Source organism: Mycobacterium sp. UM_Kg27 (assembly GCF_000972905.1).
In the GTDB taxonomy this organism is placed as follows: Bacteria; Actinomycetota; Actinomycetes; order Mycobacteriales; family Mycobacteriaceae; genus Mycobacterium.
Window position 1 is genome coordinate 1 of record NZ_JRMM01000060.1, and the last position, 24,041, is coordinate 24,041.

Consider the following 24,041-nt stretch of genomic DNA (forward strand, 5'->3'; position numbering starts at 1 on the left):
GTATAAGAGACAGGCCGCCGACGTCGCCACCGGGGCCAACCAGGCACTGCCACTGCTCGGCGACACCACGCCGGTGTTGACCATCCAGAACGGTCTCGGGTCGGCCGACACCGTCGCCGACATCGTCGGCGCGCATCGCGTTGCGGTGGGCATCGCCAGTGGATTCGGGGCGTCGCGTCCCGCCCCGGGGCATGTACACCACAACGCGATGCGCGCCGTCCGGTTCGGCGCCTATGCGGCGCTGCCCTTTTCGACTGTCGATCAGATCGCCCGGGTGTGGTCGGAGGCGGGATTCGACGCGGCCGCGGTCGCCGACATCGCCGCCATGCAGTGGGAGAAGCTGATCTGCAACGCCGCCTACAGCGCGCCGTGCGCGCTGACCGGCATGACGGTGGGGCAGGTCATGGACGACGCAGACATGGGACCGGTCAGCCGTGCCACCGCGACCGAGGCCTGGACGGTGGCACGCGCCGCCGGAATCGGCATCGATGTGGCAGACCCGGTCGAGCATGTCCGGGCCTTCGGTGCGCAGATGCCGAACGCCAAACCGTCTGCGCTGCTGGATCATCTGGCCCGCCGAGTCAGCGAGATCGACGTCATCAACGGCGCCGTGGTGCGCACGGCCGCACAGGTGGGGGAGCAGGTACCGGTGAACGCCACGCTGACCGCGCTGGTCAAAGCGGTTGAACGTCAGTGGATCGCGCCCGAGGGCTGAACACCACGCTGAGATGCGTTCAGCTCCGCGCGGTTGCCGCCGGCGGCGCTAGCGTGGACTGGCATGACCGATGACAAGGCACGGGTGGACCTGAGCGGGTCCCCGCAGACCATGCTCGCGACGCTGTACGCCAAGGCGCTGGATGCCGATCTGCCCGCACCCATCCTGGGAGATCGCTACGCCAAGGACGTGGTCGCACGCATCGACTACGACTGGCGCAAGACCACCATCACCGCGGCCCGATCACCGTCGGTGACCACCCGTGCGGCGCACTTCGACAGCTGGGCCCGCCGATTCCTGACGGCCGAACCCGACGCCGTGGTCCTGCACCTGGGCTGTGGGCTCGACGCCCGATACTTCCGACTGCAACCGGGCGATGGAATCGACTGGTATGAGATCGACTATCCCGATGTCGCCGCCCTGCGTCGGCGCCTGCTGCCCGAACGACCGCACAACCACGTGGTGGCCGCGTCGGTCACCGACCCGGCATGGCTTGCCGAAATCCCCAGCGGCCGCCCGACATTGATGCTGGGCGAGGGCCTGACCATGTACCTCACCGAATCCGACGGGGTGGCGTTGCTGCGCCGTGTCGTCGAGCACGCCCCGAGCGGGGAGCTGCAGTTCGATGCCTTCAACTGGCTGGCTATCAAGTCGCAATGGTCCAACGCGGTGGTGCGCAAATCCGGGGCGACGCTGCACTGGGCGATCAACGGCCCCGACGACATTCTTTCCGCGGTACCGGGCACCCGGCTCCTGCAATGGGAGCGCTGGTTCGAGTCGGATACCTTCGCCCAACTGCCGCGCGCCTACCGGGCGCTGGGCAAGGCGATGTCGCTGGTTCCGGCGGTAGCGAACATGTCGCAATACCACCGTTACGCATTCTGACCTGCGCAGGTCGGCCGCCCGCCACACCATTGACTAATTACGTTACGTAATGTAACTGTTTAGGGCGTGAGTCGCCGACAGCGGACGTCACAGTGACGACGGGCCCGGACCAGGCCCCGGTCGGTCGAGGACGCCCGCGCGATCCGCGCACCGTGCGGGCCATCACCGAGGCCGCCCGCCGGCTACTGGCTCGCGACGGCTACGACCAGGTGTCGATCGAGGCGATCGCCCGCGAGGCAGACGTCAGCCGCCCCACCGTCTACCGACGCTGGCCGTCGAAGACGCACCTGGTGTTCGACGCGGTTTTCGGTGCCGCCGAGGGCAGTGACGTGCTGACCAGCTCGGGCGATTTTGAAGCCGATCTGCGCCAATTCGTTGCCGGGGTGTTCGAGTTCTGGCGCGCACCGGACGTGGCCGCTGCGGCACTGGGCATCCTGGCCGATCGCCACCGCGACCCGGAGCTGTTCATCCGCACCCAACAGCTACTCGACGAGACGACCCGCACCGCCTTCGCTGTGCTGGTCCGCGCCGGTATCGACCAAGGCGTGCTCGAAGCCGACGTCGATATCGAGATCGCCTATGACGCCTTGGTGGGCACCAGCTTCTACATCGCCCAAGTCTTGGCCACCGAGACCGTCGACGCCGCCGCCGACAGACTGTGCGCCCTGCTGCTGCAGGGAATGAGAAAAAGGGAGAACCGGGATGAGTGACGAGCTGTCTCAGGCCTTTGCGGACTTGCTTGACGAGGTGCGCGTCGTCGAGCAGCGTCTACTGAACGCCGATCCGCCACTGGAGGAGGCCGATATCCTCGACGGCTATCGATGGGCGTTGAGCCTGCTGCGCGTCGCCTCCGAGGCCTACATCTGGGGCGATGCGGACAAACCGATCCTGGTCGACGTGATCGGACCCTATCTCAAGTGGGGCGGCGACAATTCGGATGCCTTCTATCAGTTGGCGCCCGTCGACCCGAGCCGCAGCTATCGGGTCACCGGCAACCGTGGCGACGGGGTCTACCTGTCCATGACCGTCTACGGCGGCCCCGATGACGGCCGCTACAGCGACCGCATCATCGACACCATCAACGATCGCGACCTCGGTTGCGACGCCGACGGCAACTTCGAGTTCATCATCAGTGCGCAAGAGCAGCAGGGCAACTGGCTCAAACTGGAGCCCGACGCCGTGTTCATCCTGACCCGCGACTACCTCACCGACCCCGGCACCGATCGACGCGTGCAGTGGAAGATCGAGGCACTTGATGACACGCCGCGGCGCCCCGACAGCCCGGCCGACCTCAGCCGCAGGATGCGCGCAGCGCGCACCTGGATTCGCGAACAGGCCGCCATGGCGCCCGTGCGACTGCCGGCCAACGCGCTGCAGGATCCGTACCCGGTTCCCAGCCGCACCGTGGGCTGGGCTGCCGGCGATGCCGCCTATGCGATGGGCGCCTACGAACTGCAACCCGGCCAGGCCCTGGCCATCGAAGGAACCTCACCGGAGTGTGTGTTCTGGAATCTGTGCCTGTGGAATCCGTTCCTGCACACCTACGACTACACCCGCGAGCGAGTCACCATCAACGGTGCGCACGTCACCTACGCACCCGACGGGTCCTGGCAGATCGTGATAAGCGAAACCGATCCCGGACATCCGAACTGGGTGTCCACCGCGGGCCGGTCGAAAGGTCTGATCTGGCTGCGCTGGTTCCTGCCCGAGGCCACCCCCGACCCACTGGTCTGCCGGGTCGTCGACGTCGCAGAGCTGGCCTCGTGAGCGCCGCCACGCGGCCCGGCGCCATTCGGCTTACAGACCTGGCCAATCCGGTCTTTCCCGAGGCCGCCGGCCCGATGCGCGGAGGCCTGGCCGGCTACGGCGCGATCCTGCAACTCACCCCAGAAGCCCTGCTGCAGGCGGCAACCGAACGAACAGGCCTGGACAACTGGGGCGACAATGGATTCGCCGAACGCCTCGACGTGCTCTGTGGCTCGCTGGTCGCCGAGGCCGACCTGTCCGGTGTTGGGCGGGCGATGGCGTTCGAACAACTGGTGGGCCACCTGGTCAACCGGCTTCGGCTGGAAGACCTGATCGAGGCGAACCCCGAGATCGAGAGCGTCGAGATCGAACGCCCGATCATCATCTGCGGGCTGCCACGGACCGGCACCACCCACCTGCACAACTTGATCGCCGCCGACCCGGCCCTGCGCTACCTGCCGTACTGGGAGAGCATGGAGCCGGTCGCCACTCCGGGCGAACCCGATCCGCAGGCCAGGCGTGACCGCTGCGCCGTCGGCCTGGATCTGATCAATACCTCGATGCCCGAGTTCAAACGCATGCATGACATGACCGTCGACCACGCGCACGAAGAGATCCAGCTGCTGGGCAACGACATCTCCGGAATGCTCTTCGAATGTAGTTACTACGTGCCGACATTCGCGCAGCACTACAAGGAACACGATCAGAGCGCGTCGTACGCCTACATGAAGCGCACGTTGCAGGCACTGCAATGGCTGCGCGGTGGGACCCGCTGGGTGCTCAAGTCGCCCCAGCATCTGGAGCAGTTCCCCGCGCTGTATGCCACTTTCCCCGGCGCCACCTTCGTTGTCACCCATCGGGATCCGGTCGAGGTGACGCGATCGATGGCGACCATGATCAGCTATGCGGCACGGATGGCCTGCGACCATCCCGATCCGGTCAAGATCTCGAAGTATTGGCTGGACCGGGCCGACGACCTGCTCACCGGCTGCCTGCGCGATCGCGAGGTGCTGCCGGCCGCGCAGTCCGTCGACGTGCGGTTCGAGGACTTCATGGCTGATGAGGACGGGACCGTCGCTGCCATCTACGAGCTCGCGGGTCAGCCTCTCGACACCCGGGCTAAAGAAGCCATGACGCAGTTCTGTGCCGAGCACCCCCGCGGGCGCTACGGTGCGGTGGACTACCGACCGGCCGATCTGGGTCTGGATGCCGACGAGGTGGCGAACCGACTGCGCGACTACCGAAACCGGTTCGTCGCCGACTGAGGGCTTTCGATGTCTAAGGTCACTTCCGGCTGAGCGCGCCGCCACCGTAGCCTGGCGAACATGATCCAGTTGGGACCGCCGCCCCCCGCGCCGGTCGTCAAACCCCGCCGCCGGGGCGGACCGCGCGGGCCGGTGTTCCTCGGCGCCAACATCGTGGTGCTGGGTTGGCTGGCCGTCGCGGTGGCGCTGCTGGCCGCCCACAACGTCGTTGCGCACCCGATCTGGCTGCCGGTGCACGCGCTACTGCTCGGTGCGGCCACCAACGCGATCGTCATCTGGTCGGGACACTTCACCACCACGCTGTGCCGGGTTCCCGACCCACCGCAATGGCACCTGGTGGCCAAGCTGTCCCTGCTCAACCTCGCGGTAATCGCGACCCTGGCCGGAGTGGCCTTCAACACCGAGGCGTTGACCGGGATGGGTGGCACGGCCGTGGCCGCGGTGGCCGTCGCCCACGGTGCCGAGTTGATCGCGATGAAGAAGCGCGCCCTGTCGGCGCGCTTCGACTACCTGGTCGGCTTCTACCTGGCAGCCATCGCCGCGCTGCTGGCCGGATCGGCGACCGGTGCTGCCATGGCCTTCGGGGTAGCCCGCTGGTATGCGCGGCTGTGGACCACCCATGTGCACGTGATGTTCTACGGCTGGATTGGCCTGACAGTGGTGGGCACCTTGTTCACCCTGTGGCCCACCACAATCCGCGAGAAGATCACCCCGCGCAGCTTTGCGATGGCCCAGCGCGCGCTGCCGACGCTGACGGTGGGCCTAACCGTTGCGGCCGCCGGCCTGCTCACCGACAGCTGGTGGCTGACCGCCACCGGACTGCTGGGGTATGCGGTCGGGGTCGGTCTGTCCATCGTCGGGTTATGGCCAGGGCGTAGCTTCACCGGACCCGCGGCCTGGATGCTGGTCGGCGCGACGGCCTGGCTCGGGGTCGCCGTCCTGATCGAGACGATCCGTCTGATCGCCGCCCGCTCCGTCGACGTGCTGCCCGCATTCGTGGAGAACACCCTGCTGCCGCTGCTGGCGGTCGGATTCGTCGCCCAGATCCTGCTGGGCGCCCTGAGCCAACTGCTGCCGATCCTGGTGGCCAACGGCCCACCCGTTCGCAAAGCCGTCATCAGCTACTTGGACCAGGGCTGGCAGGCCCGGGTCTGCGCGATCAACCTCGCCGTCCCGCTGGTGGCCGGGCCGTGGCGACCACCCGTGCCGTTGATCGGCTGGGTGCTGGCCGCGGTCGCGGTCGCCAGCTTCGTACTGCTGGCGCTGCGGCTCGCGCTACCCGTGGCGCTGCGCGGCCCGCTCGACACCGAGGCGATCGCACCGCATCCCCGGGCGGTCACCGGCGCGGTCGCCGTCGCCGCGGCGGTCGCCGTCGCCGCCGCGCTGGGGCTGGGGGTCGGCGGCCCCGCGTCCTCGGGGGCCGCCGGTGTCTCCGGTGAAGCCCGCACCGTCGACGTCACCCTGAAGAACATGCGGTTCTCCCCGGATGTGATCAACGTGCCGGCGGGAACCCGATTGGTGCTGCGAGTCACCAACATCGACGGACTGCCGCACGACTTGCACGTCGACACCGGCGAGCGCACCCCACGGTTGAGTCGCGGCCAGACCGCGGTGCTGGATCTCGGTGCGGTGCGCCAGGACCGGGAGGCATGGTGCGACGTACCCGGTCACCGGGCGGCCGGCATGACGATGACGATCCACGCCCTCGGTGGTGTCCCGCGGCATGAGCACAGCGGCGGGGAGCATGGTGGCCTGTCCGCACCGACGGTTTTGGACCTGGCCGCCGATCCGTCCCCCGGCTGGCGGCCGCGCGATGCGATGCTCGCGGCGGCGACCCCGGGTGTGCATCGGGTGGAACTGCACGCTGTCGACCGGGAATTGGAGATCGCTCCCGGTCGCCGGGAGATCCGCTGGACCTTCGGCGGTGTCGAACCGGCACCGACCCTGCACGGCCGGGTCGGAGACACCTTCGAGATCACCCTGATCAACGACGCGAGCATGGGCCACGGAATCGACTTTCACGCCGGCGCGCTCGCCCCGGACCAACCGATGCGCACCTTGGCGCCGGGGGAGCGGCTGGTCTACCGGTTCACGGCGCAGCGGGCCGGCGCCTGGCTTTATCACTGCAGTACCCCGCCGATGGCGCTGCACATCGCCAACGGCATGTACGGGGCGGTGATCATCGACCCGCCCGGGTTGGCGGCGGTCGATCGGGAATACGCCCTGGTCGGTGCGCAGCTCTATGCGAGCGCACCGGATTCCGACGCCCAAACCACGGCCATCCGCGCCGGCCAGCCCGACGGCTGGATGTTCAACGGGACCGCGGCCCAGTACATGCACGCCCCGCTTCCGGCGCGCACCGGCGAACGGGTGCGCGTCTGGGTGGTCAATGCCGGCCCGGGCGACTCGATCGCATTCCACGTCGTCGGGTCGCAGTTCGACACCGTCTACAAAGAGGGCGCTTGGCTGTTGCGGCCCAATGACCCTTCGGCGCCGGCAGGAGGTGCGCAGGCTCTCGACCTGGCGCCCGCCCAAGGCGGGTTCGTCGAGCTCACCTTCCCCGAACCGGGCCACTATCCGTTCATGGATCACGACATGCGGCACGCCGAGAACGGTGCGCACGGCATCTTCGAGGTCTCCGGCTGACGGCCCGACACGGCGCGTCGCCGTGGTGTGGATGAACTGGGCTCTCGGTGTTCGCTGGCATAATGAGATCAGCGTCACAAGGAGGCTCACATGGGCCAGCTGCCAGGCATTACCGGTCCTCAGGTCGCTCTGGAGCCTGTGCAGCTGATCGGGCCGGACGGGGCGCCCACCGCCGAGAATCGCTATAGCCGGGACCTGCCCGAAGAGACCCTCTGTTGGCTCTACGAGCTGATGGTGCTCACCCGCGAGCTCGACACCGAACTGGTCAACCTGCAACGCCAGGGAGAGCTGGCGTTGTACGCGTCATGCCGCGGCCAGGAGGCCGCCCAAGTGGGCGCCGCCGCGTGTCTGCGCAAAACCGACTGGCTGTTCCCGCAATACCGCGAGCTGGGCGTCTTCGTCACCCGGGGCATCCCGCCGTGGCACCTCGCATCCGCCTGGCGTGGAACGTGGAACGGCGGGCTGGAGTTCACCGAGAAGAACTGTGCGCCGATCTCGATTCCGATCGGCACCCAGACGCTTCACGCGGTGGGCGCGGCGATGGCCGCCCAACGCCTGGCCGAGGACTCCGTCACCGTCGCCTTCACCGGCGACGGCGCCACCAGCGAGGGCGACGTACACGAGGCACTCAACTTCGCCGCGGTGTACACCGCCCCGTGCGTGTTCTATGTGCAGAACAATCAATGGGCCATCTCGGTGCCGCTGAGCAAGCAGACCGCCGCTGTCTCGCTGGCGCACAAGGCGATCGGCTACGGCATGCCCGGCATCCGGGTGGACGGCAATGACCCGCTGGCCTGCTATGCGGTGATGGCCGAAGCTGCCGAGCGGGCGCGACACGGCGGTGGCCCGAGCCTGATCGAGGCCGTCACCTACCGGCTCGGCCCGCACACCACCTCCGATGATCCGACCCGCTACCGCAGCAACGCCGAAGTCGACCGGTGGACGGCACTCGACCCGATCCCGCGCTACCGCAGCTACCTGCGCAATATCGGCGTGTGGTCGCAACGCCTGGAAGACCGAGTCGACGCTCGGGCCCAGCGCGTACGCAGCGAGCTGCGAGACGCCACGGTCGCGGCCCCCGATGCCGACATCGACGAGGTGTTCACCGCCGTCTACGCCGAGATCACCCCGGATCTGCAGCAGCAGCGCGCCGCGCTGCACGCCGAATTGGGCAGGGGGCGCTGATGACCCAGATTCTCGAACCACCCACCCGCGCAGCGACTCCCACCGCGGCCACCGGATCCACCGCCCAAAAAAGTGAAGAGCTGACCATGGTCGCGGCGCTCAACCGGGCGTTGCGCGATGCGATGGACGCCGATGCCAAGGTCCTGGTGTTCGGCACCGACGTCGGCGTGCAGGGCGGGGTGTTCCGGGTGACCGAAGGCCTGGCTGAAACGTTCGGTGAGCAACGCTGTTTCGATACGCCACTGGCCGAATCGGCGGTGATCGGCATCGCTATAGGGCTGGCGACGCGCGGCTTCGTACCGGTTCCGGAGATCCAGTTCGACGGATTCAGCTACCCCGCATTGGACCAGGTGGTCAGCCACTTGGCCAAGTACCGCACCCGAACTCGCGGCGCGGTGTCGATGCCGGTCACCGTGCGCATCCCCTCGTTCGGCGGAATCGGTGCGGCCGAGCATCATTCGGAATCCACCGAAACCTATTGGGCGCACACCGCCGGACTCAAGGTCGTGGTGCCCGCCGACCCCTCGGACGCTTACTGGCTACTGCGGCACTCGATCGCCGCCCCCGACCCGGTGATGTTCCTCGAACCCAAGCGACGGTACTGGGCCCGGGGTGCCGTCGATACCGAACACCCGGCGCCGGGGATCGGGTGTGCTGCCGTACGCCGCGCCGGTACCGACGTCACGGTGCTCACCTACGGCGGCGGGGTGGCCACCGCACTGTCCGCGGCCGAGATCGGCGCGCAACACCACGGGTGGAGCCTGGAGGTGGTCGATCTGCGCTCGCTGGTCCCGCTCGACTTCGACACCGTCGCTGCGTCAGTGCGGCGCACCGGGCGATGCGTGGTGTTGCACGAGGGGCCCCGCAACCTCGGCTATGGCGCCGAACTGGCCGCGCGCATCTCCGAGGAGCTGTTCTACGAGCTGGAGGCACCGGTGTTGCGCGCCACCGGATTCGACACCCCCTATCCACCGGCGCGGCTGGAACGACTGTGGCTGCCCGGCCCCGACCGGCTGCTGGACTGCGTTCAGCGTGTGTTGGAGGCGCCGTGAGCACCGAGACGGTTCAGACCTTCACCGTCCCCGATCTCGGGGAGGGACTCGAAGAGGTGACCGTGACAAGCTGGAACGTCGCCGTCGGTGATCGGATCGAACTCAACCAGGCACTGTGCTCGGTGGAGACCGCCAAAGCTGAAGTGGAGATCCCCAGCCCGTATGCCGGCCGGGTGGTCGAGCTGGGCGGCGGGGTGGGCGATGTGCTCGCGGTCGGGGCACCCCTGGTGCGTATCGATACCGGTACACCGGCCGAGCGCCCAGCCGAGCCCGGCGGGCGCGCTCCGGTGCTGGTCGGCTACGGCGCCGACGATACGTTCGACACCAGCCGCCGCGCTTGCACGTCCACCACCGGTCGGCCCAAGGCCAAGCCGGGTGCCCGCAAGCTCGCCGCCGAGCTGGGCGTCGACTTGAGCCGGGTGCCTCCCGGACCGAGCGGCGTGATCACCCCCGACGGTGTGCGGGCCGCGGCCGGCCAGGCGGCACCCGACGACGAACTTCGTCCGCCCAGCCCGGTGCAGGCGGCCATGGCCGAGCGGATGACACTGTCGCGTAGCAGGATCCCCGATGCGCACGCCAGCGTGCAGGTCGACGGCACGAATCTGCTGCAGCTGCGGGACCGGCTGGTCGAGGCGGACGCTGCAGCGATCACTCCGTTCGTGCTGATCCTGCGTCTGCTGGTCATCGCCCTGACCCGCCACCCGGTGCTGAACGCCACCTGGGTCGAAGCGCCGGCGGGCCCGATGATCCGCACCCACCACAGCGTCCACCTGGGCTTCGGGGTGGCCGCGCCCCGCGGCCTGTTGGTGCCGGTGGTGTTCGACGCGCATTGCAAGACCACCCGCGAACTCGCCGACATCGTTGCCCGGCTGATCGCCGAGGCCCGCGCCGGAACCCTCAAGCCAGCCGAGTTGCAGGGATCCACGTTCACGGTCTCCAACTTCGGGGCGCTCGGCCTCGATGACGGGGTGCCGGTGATCAATTACCCGGAGGCGGCCATCCTGGGGATCGGCTCGCTAAGGCCACGGCCGGTGGCGGTGGGTGACAGCGTCGTCGTGCGTCCGCAGCTGACCCTGACGTGCGCATTCGACCATCGCATCGCCGACGGCGCGCAGATCGCCGAATTCTTGTGCGCGCTTCGCGATCTGATCGAACAACCCGAGCTCGCGCTGCTGGATCTGTAGGCGGGCGCTGCTATTTGCGCTGCGCTGCGGCCAGCCGTGCGGCGAAGTCGGGCGACTCGACGGTGGCTGCCTGCGGACCCAGCTCGGTCTGCTTGGCGAACTCGTGTTGGTCGCCCTCGAGCGCGCCGGGAGTGGCGGTGGCGCGCATCGTCGCCTTGGTCGCAAAAACCACCTGCCGAGGCGCCGACGCCGGTCCGGCGGCCAACGCCAAAGCCGCGCTGACCGGGTCCTCGTCGATCTGCAGCGCCAAACCGTGCCGCACCGCTGCCTCCGCGTCGAAACGCATCCCGAACAACAGCGCGGCCCGGGCCACCTGGGGACCGACCGCCCGATGCAGCATCCAGGTGGCGCCGCCGCCGGGATGCAGACCCAACTGCTGGAACCGGGCGTCGAACAGCGCCGCCGGACCGGCGATACGCACGTCGGCGGCCAGCGCCAGGTTCAGACCCGCACCTACCGCGGCACCGTTGACCGCGGCGATCGTGGGTAGCGTGCACTGCGCGATCGCCATGAAACCGTCGTACAGCGCCAACAGGCCGTCCTCGGTCGCCGCACCGAGGGCCGACAGGTCGGCTCCGGCGCAGAACGCCCGGCCGGCGCCGGTGACCACCACCGCGTGCACGTCGGGGTCGGCTTCGGCGCGCTCCACAGCGGCCCGCAGCTGCACCGACATCGCGCCGGTGACGGCATTACGCCGGTCCGGATCGTTGACGGTGATCAGCGCTACGCGGTCGGTGACGCTGTATAAGACGAGATCGGGACGTGTCATGGGGCGATGACGCTACCGCGGGGGAGCGATCAGCCGAGCCAGGTGACGACTCCTGCGGTCACCCCCACCATTGCGATCATGAACATGGTGAAGAAGACGAGCGCCCGTTCGTGGCTCATGGATCTGCCTTTCGCGATTTGCCCGGTCTCCTTGTCGTTCCGCGCGACACGATGTCATGCGAACCGGGCTTGTGGCGTTCCGCTGGGGCTGACGCGCCGCTGTTCGGCGGCGTTCGATGCGTGGACGGATCGCCTTGGTTGATCGTTGATGCTCCAGCCTAGTGGCTAGCCCGGCTGGTTGCCGAATCCCCGGCGCTAATCACTGTGGTCCAGGGCCCGCAACGAAGGAGCCGTCGTCGTCGCGTCGCGTAACGCGCGCGAGCCGCCCCGAGGTTTTGGCAGACGGAAACCTGCGGCGAGGTGGCATCCGGTAACGGTAGCCGGGCCGATCGCCGCTAGTTGAGCTCGTCGACCCGGCCGGCGCGTCAAGGATCAACCGAAGCCGCTGGCAAGCATCACCCGAAGTCATACACGGCTGTTGCGCCCCCGGCAGGACTCGAACCTGCGACCACAAGATTAGAAGTCATGTGCTCTATCCACCTGAGCTACGGAGGCAATGCGGATCCAGTTTATCCGCTGGTAGGGGTGGATCCCCGGCGACCGAGTAAAGCCGCACCCGCGGGGTCGAGGCCCGCGGTTCCAGCTTCGGCTCTCCTTCGTCGAACCTCGCTGAACCGCCGTTACCAATTCAACCGGCCAACACAGTATTTCGATTTGTCGGCAGGCATCCGGATCTGGGCCAATCGACACCCGTCGCCGGGGGCAAACAACTAGCGTTGAATGGTCGGCGTGACCTCTGTGAATCAGGAGTGGTGTGTGGTGACAGCCTCGGTGTGCCGAGCAGGGCGGGGTAGGGCTGCGGTGTGGGGAGCTCGGCGTGGGTGACCTTGTGGACGCCGACGGATTGCCTACCGAGCTCGGTGCTCTTGACTACCTGCTGCACCGCGGGGAGGCCAATCCGCGCACCCGCTCGGGGATCATGGGCCTGGAGTTGCTCGACACCACCCCTGACTGGGACCGCTTCCGGAGTCTGTTCGAGAACGTCTCGCGGAAAGTGCTGCGGTTACGCCAGAAAGTTGTGGTGCCCACGTTGCCGACGGCTGCCCCGCGGTGGGTGGTGGACCCCGACTTCAATCTTGATTTTCACGTCCGGCGGGTTCGGGTGCCCGAGCCCGGGGGCTTGCGCGAGGTGCTCGATCTGGCCGAGGTGGCCCTGCAATCACCGATGGACATCCAGCGCCCTTTGTGGTCGGCGACGCTGGTGGAAGGGCTGGCCGACGGGCGCGCGGCCACCTTGATGCACCTGAGCCACGCGGTCACCGACGGTGTCGGGGGTGCTGCGATGTTCGGCCGGATCTATGACCTGGAGCGTGATCCGCCGGCGCGGTCGATGCCGCCACAGCCGATACCGCAGGAGCTGTCGGCAGGTGACCTGATGCGCGACGGCATCAACCACCTGCCGATCGCAATGCTCGGCGGTACCCGCGATGTGCTGTTGGGGGCGCTGTCGATGGCGACCCGCACCGTGCGCGACCCGTTGTCGGCGGTGACCGGCGCCATCACCTACGCCCGGTCGGGTGCGCGGGTGATGAGTCAGGCCGCCGAACCCTCGCCGTTGCTGCGCCGGCGCAGCCTGGCCAGCCGGACCCAGGCGATCGACGTGCGGCTGTCGGATCTGCATCGGGCCGCCAAGGCCGGCGGTGGATCCATCAATGACGCCTACCTGGCTGCCCTGTCCGGTGCGCTGGGGCGCTATCACCGGGCGCTGGGGGTGCCGATCGCGACGCTGCCGATGGCGATCCCGGTGAACCTGCGCGCCGATGCCGATCCAGCCGGCGGCAACCGGTTCACCGGGGTGAATCTGGCGGCCCCGGTCGGAGTCGCCGACCCGGTAGAGCGGATGAAGCGGATTCGGTCGCAGATGACCCAGCGCCGTGACGAGCCGGCGATGGACGTGCTCGGCTCCATCGCGCCGCTGTTGAGCGTCTTCCCATCCCCGGTTCTGGAGAAGATGACCGAGTCGGTGGTCAACGCCGACGTGCAGGCCAGCAATGTGGCGTTCTATCCCGGCGAAACCTATATCGCGGGTGCGAAGGTGCTGCGGCACTACGGGATAGGTCCGTTGCCGGGGGTCGCGATGATGGTGGTGCTGATCTCCCGCGGCGGCGAGTGCACCGTCACGGTCCGCTACGACCGCGCAGCCGTCCGCGACGAGAGGCTGTTCGCCAGCTGTCTGGTGGCGGGCTTCGACGAAGTGCTGGCGCTCGCCGGAGATCCCGCGCCGCGCTGCGTGCCGGCCTCCTTCTCGGACGGTGACGCGTCATGACCGACGACTCGAAGCCTCGGCAGCCGCGCGACATGCGGCTGCCCGGATCGGTGGCTGAGATCGCGGCGAGCCCGCCAGGGCCCAAGATCGGCGCGTTCTTCGACCTTGACGGCACCCTGGTGGCCGGCTTCACCGCCGTGATCCTCACCCGGGAGCGATTCCGGAGCCGCGACATGGGGCTGGGGGAGCTATTCGGCATGATCCAGGCCGGGCTCAACCATCAGCTCGGCCGCATCGAGTTCGAGGAGCTCATCAAGACCGCGTCGTCGGCACTGCGTGGCCGTTCGATCAGTGACCTCGATGAGATCGGCGAGCGGCTGTTCGTGCAGAAGATCGCCAAGCGCATCTACCCCGAAATGCGTGCGGTGGTGCGAGCCCACCAGGCTCGTGGGCACACCGTCGTGCTGAGTTCTTCGGCGCTGACCATCCAGGTCGAACCGGTGGCCCGTTTCCTGGGTATTGCCAACACGCTCACCAACGCCTTCGTCACCGACGAGGACGGGGTGCTCACCGGCGAGGTGGTCGAACCGATCCTGTGGGGGCCGGGCAAGGCCGCCGCGGTGCAGAAGTTCGCCGCCGAACACGACATCGACCTGCAGGACAGTTACTTCTACGCCGACGGGGACGAAGACGTTGCGCTGATGCATCTGGTCGGCAATCCGCGACCGACGAACCCCGAGGGCAAGATGGCCTCGGTCGCCCGCAAGCGCGGCTGGCCGATCCTGCAGTTCAGCAGCCGCGGCAGCGGAGTCGTCGGCCAACTGCGGAACCTGGCCGGCCTCAGCTCGATCGTCCCGGTGGGCGCTGGCGCGATCGGGCTGGGCCTACTGAGTGGCAGCCGCCGTCGCGGGGTCAACTTCTTTACCGCGCTGTTCCCGCAGGTGCTGCTTGGTCTGAATGGCGTGCGGCTCAACGTGATCGGCAAAGAGAATCTCACCGCAACCCGGCCGGCGGTGTTCATCTTCAACCACCGCAACCAGGTCGATCCGGTGATCACAGCCTCGCTGGTGCGTGACAACTGGATCAGCGTCGGCAAGCGCGAACTGGAGCGAGACCCGATCGCCGGTCCGCTGGGGAAGCTGACCGAGATGGTGTTCATCGACCGGGACGACGCGGCAGCGGCCGTGGAGTCGCTACAACAGGTCGAAGAACGTGCCAAGCGCGGCTTGTCGGTGGTGATCGCGCCGGAAGGCACTCGGGTCGACACCACCGGGGTGGGCCCGTTCAAGAAGGGACCCTTCCGGCTCGCAATGGCGGCCGGGATACCGATCGTGCCGGTGATCATCCGCAACGCCGAGGTGGTCGCGGCCCGCGACTCGATGAGCGCTCACCCGGGCACCGTCGACGTCGCGGTGTTCCCGGCGATCTCGGTCGAGGATTGGACGGTCGACACGCTGCCCGAGCGGATCGCGGAGGTCCGGCAGCTGTACCTGGACACCCTGGCCGACTGGCCGGTCGACGAGTTGCCGGCCTGGTCACCCAAGCCGGCGGCCAAGAAGGCCCCCGCCAAGAAGGCCCCCGCCAAGAAGACCCCGGCTAAAAAGGTTGCCGCCAAGAAGGCGCCGGCCAAGAAGGCTGCGGCCAAGAAAGCCCCGGCCAAGAAGCCGCCGGCCCCGAAGGGGGAGCAGTGACGACATCACCGGCCAGCGATCCCGCGGAGGCCACCGCACCCTTCGACACCCTGGTCTTGGCCTACGTGAAGTCGCCGGTGGAGGCCGACCTCGTTCACGAGTGGCTGGAACGGTACCGGGACGGCCGCCCCGACCACCGCATCGAACTGCTGGAACTCGACCCGTCGCAACGCTCGTCCGGTGCGATGGCTCGGCTGGTCGGCCACCTCCAGCGCGACGAGCGGCGGTCGATCCTGCCGGTGCGGGTGTTCTGGATGCCCCGTGCTGAAGCGTCCGCCCTGAAGCGCGTGGCCGCCTTGCTGCCCGGCCGCAATCCGTATCGGCCCAGCGAACGCCAACAGCGCCAGATCCTGCGTACCGAGTCGTCGTTGGCCCGCGTCGTGGTGGGTGAGCCGGCCAGCGTCGCCGACCTGCGCAGCCAGTGGAGTGAAAACACCGTCGCGGAAAACCCGCGGGACTTCGCGCATTTCGTCACGCGCCGCGCAGTGCTGGCGCTGGAGCGCGCCGAGAACCGGATCCTGGGCCCGCAATACAAGTCCCCGCGGCTGGTGAAACCGGAGATCTTGGCGTCCACCCGATTCCGCGAGGGACTGGACGCCATTCCGGGCGCCACCGTCGACGAGGCCGGCAAGATGCTCGATGAGCTGTCCACCGGCTGGAGTCGGGTCTCGGTCGACTTGGTCGCCGTCTTGACCCGGATGCTCAGCCGCGGCTTCGATCCCGAGATCGACTACGACGAATATCAGGTCGCCGCCCTGCGCACCGCGCTGGAGAATCACCCCGCGGTGCTGCTGTTCTCCCACCGGTCCTACATCGACGGCGCGGTCATGCCGGTGGCGATGCAGGAGAACCGGCTTCCTCCGGTCCACGTCTTCGCGGGTATCAATCTGTCGTTCGGATTGATGGGGCCGTTGCTGCGCCGCTCCGGCGTCATCTTCATCCGCCGCAGCATCGGCAACAACCCGCTCTACAAATACGTGCTCAAGGAGTACGTCGGCTACGTGATGGAGAAGCGGTTCAACCTGAGCTGGTCTATCGAGGGCACCCGGTCGCGTACCGGCAAGATGCTGCCCCCCAAGCTCGGGCTGATGACCTACGTCGCCGATGCCTACCTGGACAACCGCACCGAAGATGTTCTGCTGCAGGGTGTTTCGATCAGTTTTGACCAACTGCATGAGACCGACGAGTACGCCGCCTATGCCCGCGGCGGAGAGAAGACCCCCGAGGGGATCCGCTGGCTCTACCGTTTCATCAAGGCGCAGGGCGAACGCAACTACGGCAAGATATACGTGCGCTTCCCCGAGGCCGTATCAATGCGCCAGTACTTGGGTGCCCCCGACAGTGCGGCTGCCACTGATCCGGATGCCAAGCGGCTGGCCATGCAGAAGATGGCCATCGAGGTGGCCTGGCGGATCCAGCGTGTCACCCCGATCAGCGCGACCGGCCTGGTGTCAGCGTTGCTGCTGACTACGCACGGGCTGGCGTTGACGCTGGACCAGATCCACCATTCGCTGCAGGCCGGCCTGGATTACCTGGAACGCAAGCAGACTCCGATCTCCAACAGCGGGTTGCGGCTGCGCAGCCGCGACGGGGTACGCGCAGCGGTGGATGCGTTATCCAACGGGCACCCGGTAACCCGTGTTGACGGCGGACGAGAGTCGGTGTGGCGGATCGCCCCCGAAGACGAGCACGCCGCGTCGTTCTACCGCAACTCGGTGATCCACGCCTTCCTGGAGACGTCGATCGTCGAACTGGCCCTGGCGCACGCCGGCCGCGGTGAAGGCGACCGGCTGGACGCGTTCTGGACGCAGGCGATGCGGCTGCGCGACCTGCTCAAGTTCGACTTCTACTTCGCCGATTCAGCGTCTTTCCGCGACAACATCGCCGAGGAGATGTCCTGGTTCGGTGACTGGCAGCAGCGGGTGGGCGCCGGTGGCGCCGAGATCGACGGCATTCTGTCCGAAAAGAGTCCGGTGACCTCCGACGTCATGCTGCGGGTGTTCTTCGAGTCCTACGCGATCGTCGCCGATGTGCTCTGCGACGCACCGGACGACATCGGCGAGAACGAACTGACGCAGTTGGCCCTAGGGGTCGGTCGCCAGTACGTGGCGCAGGGGCGCGTTCGCAGCAGCGAATCGGTGTCGACCTTGCTGTTCGCCACCGCCTGTCAGGTGCTCGCCGACCAGGGCCTGCTGGAACCCGCGCCGGATCTGGCCGGCCGCCGCAAGGCGTTCCGCGCTGAACTGCGAGGGATCCTGCAGGACTCCGACCACATCGCCCGCATCGCCCGGGAGGCATTTGCCGCCCGGGACATGGAGGTGCGACGCCACTGGCGGGGATTGAGCAGGTAGCAGGCGCGCCGCAACGTCGCCCGCCTGGTATGCAGCGCGGCTGGCGCGCACCATACGCTGGGAGCCATGACGGCTACTTCGGCAACCCGCGGCCGCGCTGCGATCGTGCTGCCGATGCTGGCCGCGCTGGCGATCTTGGCCGGGTGCATCGCCGCCGGGATCGGGGCCCTGTCGTTGGCCGACGCCCTGACCGCGACCGGCCTGCCCGACCCGGGACCCGTGACCACGCTGGGGCTGCCATTCGTGCGGGCAGCCGGCGAGATGGCCGCAGTGCTGGCGGTGGGATCGTTTCTGCTCGCGGCGTTCCTGGTGCCGCCGCAGCAAAGCGGGGTGCTCGACGCTGCCGGCTACCGTGCGCTGCGGTTGGGAACCGCGGCGTCGGGAGCCTGGGCGGTGTGTGCCGCACTGCTGGTTCCGCTGACCATCTCCGATGTCTCCGGCCACCCCTTGTCGGAGTTCCTCGACCCGGCGACGGCCTGGTCGTTTGCTGGGCTGGTCGACACCGCGTCGGCCTGGCGGTGGACCGCGCTGCTGGCCGCGGTGGTGACGCTGGCGAGCCTGCCCGTGCTGCGCTGGTCCTGGACACCGGTGCTGCTGGCGGGTTCGCTGCTGACCCTGATCCCGCTGGGGCTGACCGGCCATTCGGCCGCCGGCGGGTCACACGATCTGGCCACCAACAGCCTGCTCATCCACCTGATCGCCGCGGGCCTGTGGGCCGGCGGTCTACTGGCGTTGCTGGTACACGCGATTCGGGGCGGAGAACACGCCGACCTCGCCGCCCGGCGGTTCTCCACCGTGGCGCTGTGGTGCTTCGTGGCGATGGGCCTGTCGGGTGGGCTCAACGCGCTGGTTCGGCTGGCCCCTGCCGACCTGCTGACCACGCCGTACGGCCAGTTGGTAGTGGCCAAGTTCGTCGCGCTGTGTGTGCTCGGCTGCCTCGGTGCTTGGCAGCGGCGCCGCGGAGTGGCGGCGTTGCAGGAAGACCCGAGCAAACGCGCCCCGCTGATCCGGCTGGCGCTGACCGAGGCCGTCGTCTTCGCGCTGACCTTCGGCGTTGCGGTGGGACTGGGCCGCACTCCGCCGCCCCCGCCGACGGTGCTCAACCCGTCGGTCCCGATGGTCAAGATCGGTTACGACTTCGCCGGCCCGCCGACCGTGGCCCGGATCCTGTTCGACTGGCGATACGACGTGGTCTTCGGGACCGCCGCGATAGTCCTGGCCGGCGTGTATCTGGCCGGGGTGCTGCGGCTGCGCCGCCGCGGTGACGCCTGGCCCGCGGGCCGCACCATCGCCTGGATGCTGGGCTGCCTGACCCTGCTGTTCGCCACCTCGTCGGGCACCGGTCGCTACATGCCGGCGATGTTCAGCATGCACATGGCGGTGCACATGCTGCTGTCGATGTTGGTGCCGATCCTGCTGGTGCTGGGCGGACCGACCACGCTGGCGCTGCGCGCGCTGCCGGTCGCCGGTCGCGGCGAACCGCCAGGAATGCGGGAATGGCTACTGGCCGCGCTGCACAGCCGGGTCTCGCGGGTCCTCACCAATCCGATCGTCGCGGCGGTGATCTTCGTCGTCGGCTTTTACGGGCTCTACTTCAGCAGCCTGTTCGACTCGATCGCCGGCAGTCACGCCGGGCACCTTGCGATGAACATCCACTTCATCCTCAGCGGCTACCTCTTCTATTGGGTCGTGATCGGCGTGGACCCCACTCCCCGGCCCATCTCACCGCTGGCCAAGCTGGCGGTGGTGTTCGCCTCGCTGCCGCTGCACGGCTTCTTCGGGGTCTTCCTGATGGGGATGCACAAGGTGCTCGGGGAGTGGTTCTACGGTGCGCTGGGCCTGCCCTGGCACACCGACTTGGCCGGAGACCAGCACCTGGGCGGCGGCATCACCTGGTCAGCAGGCGAATTGCCCCTGCTCATGGTGATGATCGCACTGCTGGTGCAGTGGCATCGCAGTGACCGGCGCATCGCCAAGCGTCTCGACCGCGCCGCCGAACGCGATGACGACGCCGACCTGGCCGCCTACAACGCGATGCTGGCGGAGATGGCCCGCCGCGACGGGTGAGCCCGGCGCGGCGACCCGCCGACGCGATCTGACCGTGACGAATCGAAGGAGAACCTGCAGTGACCTCACCCCGAACGATCGTGATCACCGGCGCCAGTGACGGCATCGGCGCTGTCGCAGCGCGTGCTTTGGCCGGACCGGAGGTCAATCTCGTAGTCGTCGGCCGCTCGGCCCAGAAATTGGCGCCGGTCGCCGCCGACGCCGGTGCCACCGCCCTGACCGCTGACTTCGCCGATCTCGACCAGGTTCGTGCGCTGGCCGAACAGATCCGCGAACAGGTCGGCACCATCGACGTTCTGCTGAACAACGCGGGCGGAACGTTCGCGCCGGGGCAACGTACCGCCCAGGGACATGAACCCAACTTCGGGATCAACCACCTCGCGCCGTTCCTGCTGACCAACCTGCTGCGCGACCGGCTGGCCGCCGCCGGCGGCGCGCTGGTGCTGAACACCTCCAGCGTCGGCAACCGGTTCGGCCACGTCGACCTCGATGACCTGGACTATCGGCGCCGGCGTGCCATTGAGCCGCGGGCCTACGGGACCAGCAAGCTGATGAACATCCTGTTCACCCGCGGCATCGCCCAGCGCTGGGTTGACGACGCGATCATCTCGGCCGCAGTGCATCCCGGTCCGGTCGCGACGAGCTTCGGCCGGGACTCCTGGTTTGTCGGCCTGCTCTACCGCACCCCGCTGCGCCACCTCGCGGCCATCACCCCGGCCCAGGGCGCCGCGCCGTTGATCGAACTGGCCAACCGCGGCGCCGACCCCGCGATCAACGGCGTCTACTTCGACCGGCACCGCGCCAACGGCCGCGAGAACCGACAGGCCCGCGACCCCAAGCTCATCGACGGCCTGTGGCGCATCTCCGCGGAGCTCGTCGGTCTGGACTGATCACCACGGCCGGTGCCCGAATCGATCGACTTGGTCTATTCGCGCAGCCCCGCTTCGGCGATGGCACTGGCCTCCTGCTCGGTGGCCACCGACGGTCCCGACCCGGGCAGGCGCTTGCCGGCCGTCTCCGGGGTGAACCACACCGTGATCGCGCCGATGACACCCGCCCCCATCAGGATGAAGGCGGGCACCATCACGTTGCCGGTTCCCGAGACCAGCGTCTCGGCGACCAGCGGGGTGGTACCTCCGAACAACGAGACCGAGATGTTGAATCCGATGGCTACCGCGAAAAAGCGCACCGCGGTGGGGAACAGCGCTGGCAGCGTCGACGGTGTGGTGCTGTTGAAGCACACCAGCATCAGCCCGATGAGCAGCACACCGAGCAACCGGATCGGATAGCTGCCGCCGTGGCGGATCAGCAGAAACGCCGGGACCGAGCCGAAGATCAGTAGGGCACTGCCGGTCCACAGCAGCGGCTTGCGGCCGATGCGGTCGGACAACCTGGCCAGCGGCATCACGACGACCAACATCATCACCAGCGCCACCACGATCATCGTCAGCCCGCGGCTGCCGCTGATACTGCCGACCTGCTTGAAGTACGTCGGTAGGTATCCGGTGAGCATGTAGTTGGTGACGTTCTCCGCCAGCACCAGGCCCATGCAGATCAGCAGACCGCTGCGGTGTCCCACGACGGTTTGCCGGAACTGCTGCCACCCGGTTTCGCTGGCCACCGAGTTGTCAGCACCGGCCTGTTCCAGCTCTTCGAAGGCCGGTGATTCATCGATGCGCAACCGCATGTACAGCGTGACGATGGCCAGCGGCACACCCAGCAGGAAGGGGACTCGCCAGCCCCAGTGCAACATGTCGGACACCGGCAGTTGGGATTGGATCAGGGTGACCACGCCGGCGCCGGTGATGTAGCCGCCCAAGGTGCCTAACGGCAGAAATCCGGTCAGCGCGCCGCGGGTGCGGTCCGGGGCGTGTTCGCTGACATAGGTCATCGCGCCGACGTACTCGCCGCCGGTGGAGAAGCCCTGCATCAGCTTGGTGATGATCAGCAGGACCGGAGCCCAGATCCCGATCGCCTCGTAGGACGGCAGCAGTCCCGTGATCGTGGTGCCTATCGCCATCAGCGAGACGGTCATGATCAGGACTTTTTTGCGGCCGATGCGGTCACCGAGTGCGCCGAAGAATATCCCGCCGAACGGCCGCACCGCGAAGGCCGCGGCCAGGGTGCCGAACGTGGCGATCAGGCCCACCGCACTGGAGCTGTCGCCGGGGTAGAAGACCTGCGCGAGAGTGGTGGCGAGGAAGCCGTAGATGCCGAAGTCGTACCACTCCATGAAGTTGCCGACAGCGGTGCCGGCAATCGAGCGTCGCATGGCTTTCGGGTTCGAAACCCGGATTTCGTCGCGTGCCCATGTGCTGCGGTCGGTGTGTGCACCGCTGCCGGACTGGCCTTTGGTATCCACCGCAAGCAACGTATACCAACGGTTCCATCGCCGCGCGGTTCCCCCTTGCCGGGTCCGCCGGTCCGAGGGCACCTAGCATGGCGGGCATGCGCAGGCTCCCCGCCGTACTGTCGATCGCGAGTGCCGCTGCTGCCCTGGTCGCCGGTTGCTCGTCCACCGCTCCAACCGCGCCGTCGGTTTCGTCGTCTGCCGTCACGCCGACAGTCCAATCGGCCACCGAATCGACCTCCGCGTCGACGACGTCGCCGCCCGAACCATCGTCGGCTACCGAACCGGCCACCTCATCGAAGCCGTCGCCCCCGTCTTCGAAGAAGGCCAGTGAGCCACTGCCGAGCGCCGCGGCGATTCTCAAGGAGTCCAGCGCCACCACCGCAGGAGTCGACAGCGCGCACCTGAGTCTGTCGGCGAGCAGCGGCATCGAGAACATGGCGATCACCGCGCTCGACGGCGACGTGACCAGGCAGCCTGCCGAGGCCGCCAAGGGCTACGCCAAGATCAAATACCGGGGGGCTCCGGCCTACGTGGAGTTCGTGGTGTTCGGGGGAGACCTCTACGTGTCGCAAGATGATGGCCGGTGGATCGACTACGGGCCGGCCACGAACTTCTTCGACGTGGCCTCGATCCTGAGCCCGGATACCGGGCTCGCCGACATGCTGACCGATTTCTTCGACCCGGAGGTCGAGGGCCGCGAGACGATCGCGCTCGGCACAGACGAAGTGCACACCGTCCGGATCAGCGGCCAGGTGTCTGCGCGCGCGGCTAAGAAGATCGTGCCGCAGTTGACGGCCACCAAACGGACCTCATGCACGGTCTGGATCGAGGAGACCGGTGATCATCACCTGGTTGCGCTCAAACTGGGGTCCGGAGACGACGAGTCGGTGGTGATCACATTCTCGAATTGGAACGCGCCGGTTAACGTCGGCAAGCCGCGGGTGTAGGACACCTGCCTCGGCTATCCCCAAATCGCACTTCTTCCACAGTTGCCGCTGCACGCAACCGCCCGAGCCGTCGCGTTGTCGGGGCCGGCGGGCTCAATGGGTGCAGCATGAGCGGGCTGATCACGTCCGCCGCAACCAGGAAGGAAAACGTGCCATGTATGAAACCCCGTTGACCATCATCGGCAACGTCGTGACCGACCCGATCCGGCGCCGGGTGGGGGAGCACGAACTGATCAAATTCCGGGTCGCCAGCAACTCGCGCAAGCGCGGCGCCGACGGGAACTGGGAGCCCGGCAACTCGCTGTACCTGACCGTCACCTGCTGGGACCGGTTGGTCACCGGCGTCGGTGCGTCACTGAGCAAGGGATTGCCGGTGATCGTGGTCGGAGACGTATTCACCAGTGAATACGAGGACAAAGACGGCAATCGCCGATCGTCGGTGGAGCTGCGCGCGACGGCGGTCGGCCCGAACCTGGCGCGATGTGCGGCCCGGGTGGAGAAGATCATTGCCGCCGGACCGGAGTGTCCGACGGCGACTTCTCCGAGCGCCGAGGCCGACGGCCCGGACTGCGCCGACGGCGAATCCGGCGCCGGCGACGAGATGGCCGAGATGGCCGGGATAGCTCTGACGCCCTGACAGCAGCCGACGGCCCTGCCGGGCGACCCCCTAGGATGGTTGGCGAGCAAATTCGCGAGACCAGGAGGCGACACCCCGGCATGGCTGAGTTCATCTACACGATGAAGAAGGTGCGCAAAGCACACGGCGACAAAGTCATCCTCGACGACGTCACGCTGAACTTCCTGCCCGGCGCCAAGATCGGTGTCGTCGGCCCCAACGGTGCCTGTCTCTTATACACATC

The 24,041-nt window shown here is 67.8% G+C and carries 19 protein-coding genes and 1 tRNA gene; 17 read left to right on the forward strand and 3 right to left on the reverse strand.

What is annotated here, in order from left to right; genetic code table 11:
* The 9 genes from LI94_RS11335 to LI94_RS11375 form a co-directional block, all read left to right on the forward strand.
* A partial coding sequence (locus LI94_RS11335) for a 2-dehydropantoate 2-reductase (RefSeq protein WP_046301247.1) occupies nt 1-715 on the forward strand: 715 nt, incomplete at its 5' end.
* Between the two features lie 63 nt (nt 716-778).
* Nucleotides 779-1,600, forward strand: coding sequence for a class I SAM-dependent methyltransferase (locus LI94_RS11340; RefSeq protein WP_046301248.1), 822 nt, complete (start codon nt 779-781; stop codon nt 1,598-1,600).
* A gap of 92 nt (nt 1,601-1,692) precedes the next feature.
* Nucleotides 1,693-2,310, forward strand: a complete 618-nt coding sequence (locus LI94_RS11345) for a TetR/AcrR family transcriptional regulator (protein WP_036457189.1) — start codon at nt 1,693-1,695, stop codon at nt 2,308-2,310.
* Nucleotides 2,303-3,367 carry a DUF1214 domain-containing protein gene (locus tag LI94_RS11350; protein ID WP_046301249.1) on the forward strand — a complete coding sequence of 355 codons (1,065 nt, stop codon included), beginning with the start codon at nt 2,303-2,305 and terminating at the stop codon, nt 3,365-3,367. Before LI94_RS11345 ends, LI94_RS11350 begins: the two co-directional genes overlap by 8 nt.
* Entirely contained in the window at nt 3,364-4,611 is a 1,248-nt protein-coding gene (locus LI94_RS11355) for a sulfotransferase (RefSeq protein ID WP_046301250.1), read from the forward strand. Before LI94_RS11350 ends, LI94_RS11355 begins: the two co-directional genes overlap by 4 nt.
* Nucleotides 4,612-4,671: 60 nt before the next feature.
* Nucleotides 4,672-7,257: a multicopper oxidase domain-containing protein gene (locus LI94_RS11360; protein WP_052739920.1), complete on the forward strand. Its 2,586-nt coding sequence runs from the start codon at nt 4,672-4,674 to the stop codon at nt 7,255-7,257.
* A 90-nt stretch (nt 7,258-7,347) separates the two neighbouring features.
* Entirely contained in the window at nt 7,348-8,442 is a 1,095-nt protein-coding gene (gene pdhA, locus LI94_RS11365; RefSeq protein ID WP_024440818.1) for a pyruvate dehydrogenase (acetyl-transferring) E1 component subunit alpha, read from the forward strand.
* An 86-nt stretch (nt 8,443-8,528) separates the two neighbouring features.
* Complete coding sequence (gene bkdB, locus LI94_RS11370) at nt 8,529-9,494, forward strand: alpha-ketoacid dehydrogenase subunit beta (RefSeq protein WP_239651206.1); 966 nt, start codon at nt 8,529-8,531, stop codon at nt 9,492-9,494.
* The gene (locus LI94_RS11375) at nt 9,491-10,678 is read left to right on the forward strand and encodes a dihydrolipoamide acetyltransferase family protein (RefSeq protein WP_046301253.1); all 1,188 of its coding nucleotides are present in this window, start codon (nt 9,491-9,493) and stop codon (nt 10,676-10,678) included. Before bkdB ends, LI94_RS11375 begins: the two co-directional genes overlap by 4 nt.
* A gap of 10 nt (nt 10,679-10,688) precedes the next feature.
* Here LI94_RS11375 and LI94_RS11380 read toward each other — a convergent pair whose 3' ends face one another.
* Both LI94_RS11380 and LI94_RS11385 read right to left on the reverse strand, forming a co-directional pair.
* Nucleotides 10,689-11,447, reverse strand: coding sequence for an enoyl-CoA hydratase (locus LI94_RS11380; protein WP_046301254.1), 759 nt, complete (start codon nt 11,445-11,447; stop codon nt 10,689-10,691).
* A 540-nt stretch (nt 11,448-11,987) separates the two neighbouring features.
* Nucleotides 11,988-12,061: transfer RNA gene (locus LI94_RS11385), tRNA-Arg, on the reverse strand.
* Between the two features lie 322 nt (nt 12,062-12,383).
* On the opposite strand from LI94_RS11385, the gene LI94_RS11390 reads away from it, so the two are divergent.
* The 5 genes from LI94_RS11390 to LI94_RS11410 all read left to right on the forward strand — a co-directional run bounded on the left by LI94_RS11390 (nt 12,384) and on the right by LI94_RS11410 (nt 20,771).
* On the forward strand, nt 12,384-13,832 hold the full coding sequence (locus tag LI94_RS11390) for a wax ester/triacylglycerol synthase family O-acyltransferase (RefSeq protein WP_024440814.1): 1,449 nt from the start codon (nt 12,384-12,386) through the stop codon (nt 13,830-13,832).
* Nucleotides 13,829-15,463, forward strand: a complete 1,635-nt coding sequence (locus LI94_RS11395; protein WP_046301255.1) for an HAD-IB family hydrolase/lysophospholipid acyltransferase family protein — start codon at nt 13,829-13,831, stop codon at nt 15,461-15,463. Before LI94_RS11390 ends, LI94_RS11395 begins: the two co-directional genes overlap by 4 nt.
* A complete protein-coding gene (locus LI94_RS11400; protein ID WP_024440812.1) occupies nt 15,460-17,814 on the forward strand; it encodes a glycerol-3-phosphate 1-O-acyltransferase in 2,355 nt (784 codons plus the stop codon). The genes LI94_RS11395 and LI94_RS11400 overlap by 4 nt, the downstream gene beginning before the upstream one ends.
* Nucleotides 17,815-17,880: 66 nt before the next feature.
* Nucleotides 17,881-19,881 carry a cytochrome c oxidase assembly protein gene (locus LI94_RS11405; protein WP_046301256.1) on the forward strand — a complete coding sequence of 667 codons (2,001 nt, stop codon included), beginning with the start codon at nt 17,881-17,883 and terminating at the stop codon, nt 19,879-19,881.
* 59 nt (nt 19,882-19,940) lie between these two features.
* The gene (locus LI94_RS11410) at nt 19,941-20,771 is read left to right on the forward strand and encodes an SDR family NAD(P)-dependent oxidoreductase (RefSeq protein ID WP_046301257.1); all 831 of its coding nucleotides are present in this window, start codon (nt 19,941-19,943) and stop codon (nt 20,769-20,771) included.
* A 35-nt stretch (nt 20,772-20,806) separates the two neighbouring features.
* Here the strand turns inward: LI94_RS11410 and LI94_RS11415 are convergent, their stop codons facing one another.
* Complete coding sequence (locus LI94_RS11415) at nt 20,807-22,153, reverse strand: MFS transporter (RefSeq protein ID WP_046301260.1); 1,347 nt, start codon at nt 22,151-22,153, stop codon at nt 20,807-20,809.
* 176 nt (nt 22,154-22,329) lie between these two features.
* On the opposite strand from LI94_RS11415, the gene LI94_RS11420 reads away from it, so the two are divergent.
* The 3 genes from LI94_RS11420 to LI94_RS24485 form a co-directional block, all read left to right on the forward strand.
* Nucleotides 22,330-23,181, forward strand: coding sequence for an LppX_LprAFG lipoprotein (locus LI94_RS11420; protein ID WP_192830956.1), 852 nt, complete (start codon nt 22,330-22,332; stop codon nt 23,179-23,181).
* Between the two features lie 154 nt (nt 23,182-23,335).
* A complete protein-coding gene (locus tag LI94_RS11425) occupies nt 23,336-23,818 on the forward strand; it encodes a single-stranded DNA-binding protein (RefSeq protein WP_046301259.1) in 483 nt (160 codons plus the stop codon).
* Nucleotides 23,819-23,898: 80 nt separating this feature from the next.
* The coding region (locus LI94_RS24485) for a hypothetical protein (protein WP_192830957.1) at nt 23,899-24,041 on the forward strand (143 nt) is incomplete at its 3' end.

Bases quoted from the DNA above. Each gene is read 5' to 3' on its own strand.
- LI94_RS11350 (WP_046301249.1), top strand. From the start codon at position 2,303: ATGAGTGACGAGCTGTCTCAGGCCTTTGCGGACTTGCTTGACGAGGTG.
- LI94_RS11405 (WP_046301256.1), top strand. From the start codon at position 17,881: ATGACGGCTACTTCGGCAACCCGCGGCCGCGCTGCGATCGTGCTGCCG.
- LI94_RS11360 (WP_052739920.1), top strand. From the start codon at position 4,672: ATGATCCAGTTGGGACCGCCGCCCCCCGCGCCGGTCGTCAAACCCCGC.
- bkdB (WP_239651206.1), top strand. From the start codon at position 8,529: ATGGTCGCGGCGCTCAACCGGGCGTTGCGCGATGCGATGGACGCCGAT.
- LI94_RS11420 (WP_192830956.1), top strand. From the start codon at position 22,330: ATGCGCAGGCTCCCCGCCGTACTGTCGATCGCGAGTGCCGCTGCTGCC.
- LI94_RS11380 (WP_046301254.1), bottom strand. From the start codon at position 11,447: ATGACACGTCCCGATCTCGTCTTATACAGCGTCACCGACCGCGTAGCG.
- LI94_RS11395 (WP_046301255.1), top strand. From the start codon at position 13,829: ATGACCGACGACTCGAAGCCTCGGCAGCCGCGCGACATGCGGCTGCCC.
- LI94_RS11425 (WP_046301259.1), top strand. From the start codon at position 23,336: ATGTATGAAACCCCGTTGACCATCATCGGCAACGTCGTGACCGACCCG.
- LI94_RS11340 (WP_046301248.1), top strand. From the start codon at position 779: ATGACCGATGACAAGGCACGGGTGGACCTGAGCGGGTCCCCGCAGACC.
- LI94_RS11415 (WP_046301260.1), bottom strand. From the start codon at position 22,153: ATGCGACGCTCGATTGCCGGCACCGCTGTCGGCAACTTCATGGAGTGG.
- pdhA (WP_024440818.1), top strand. From the start codon at position 7,348: ATGGGCCAGCTGCCAGGCATTACCGGTCCTCAGGTCGCTCTGGAGCCT.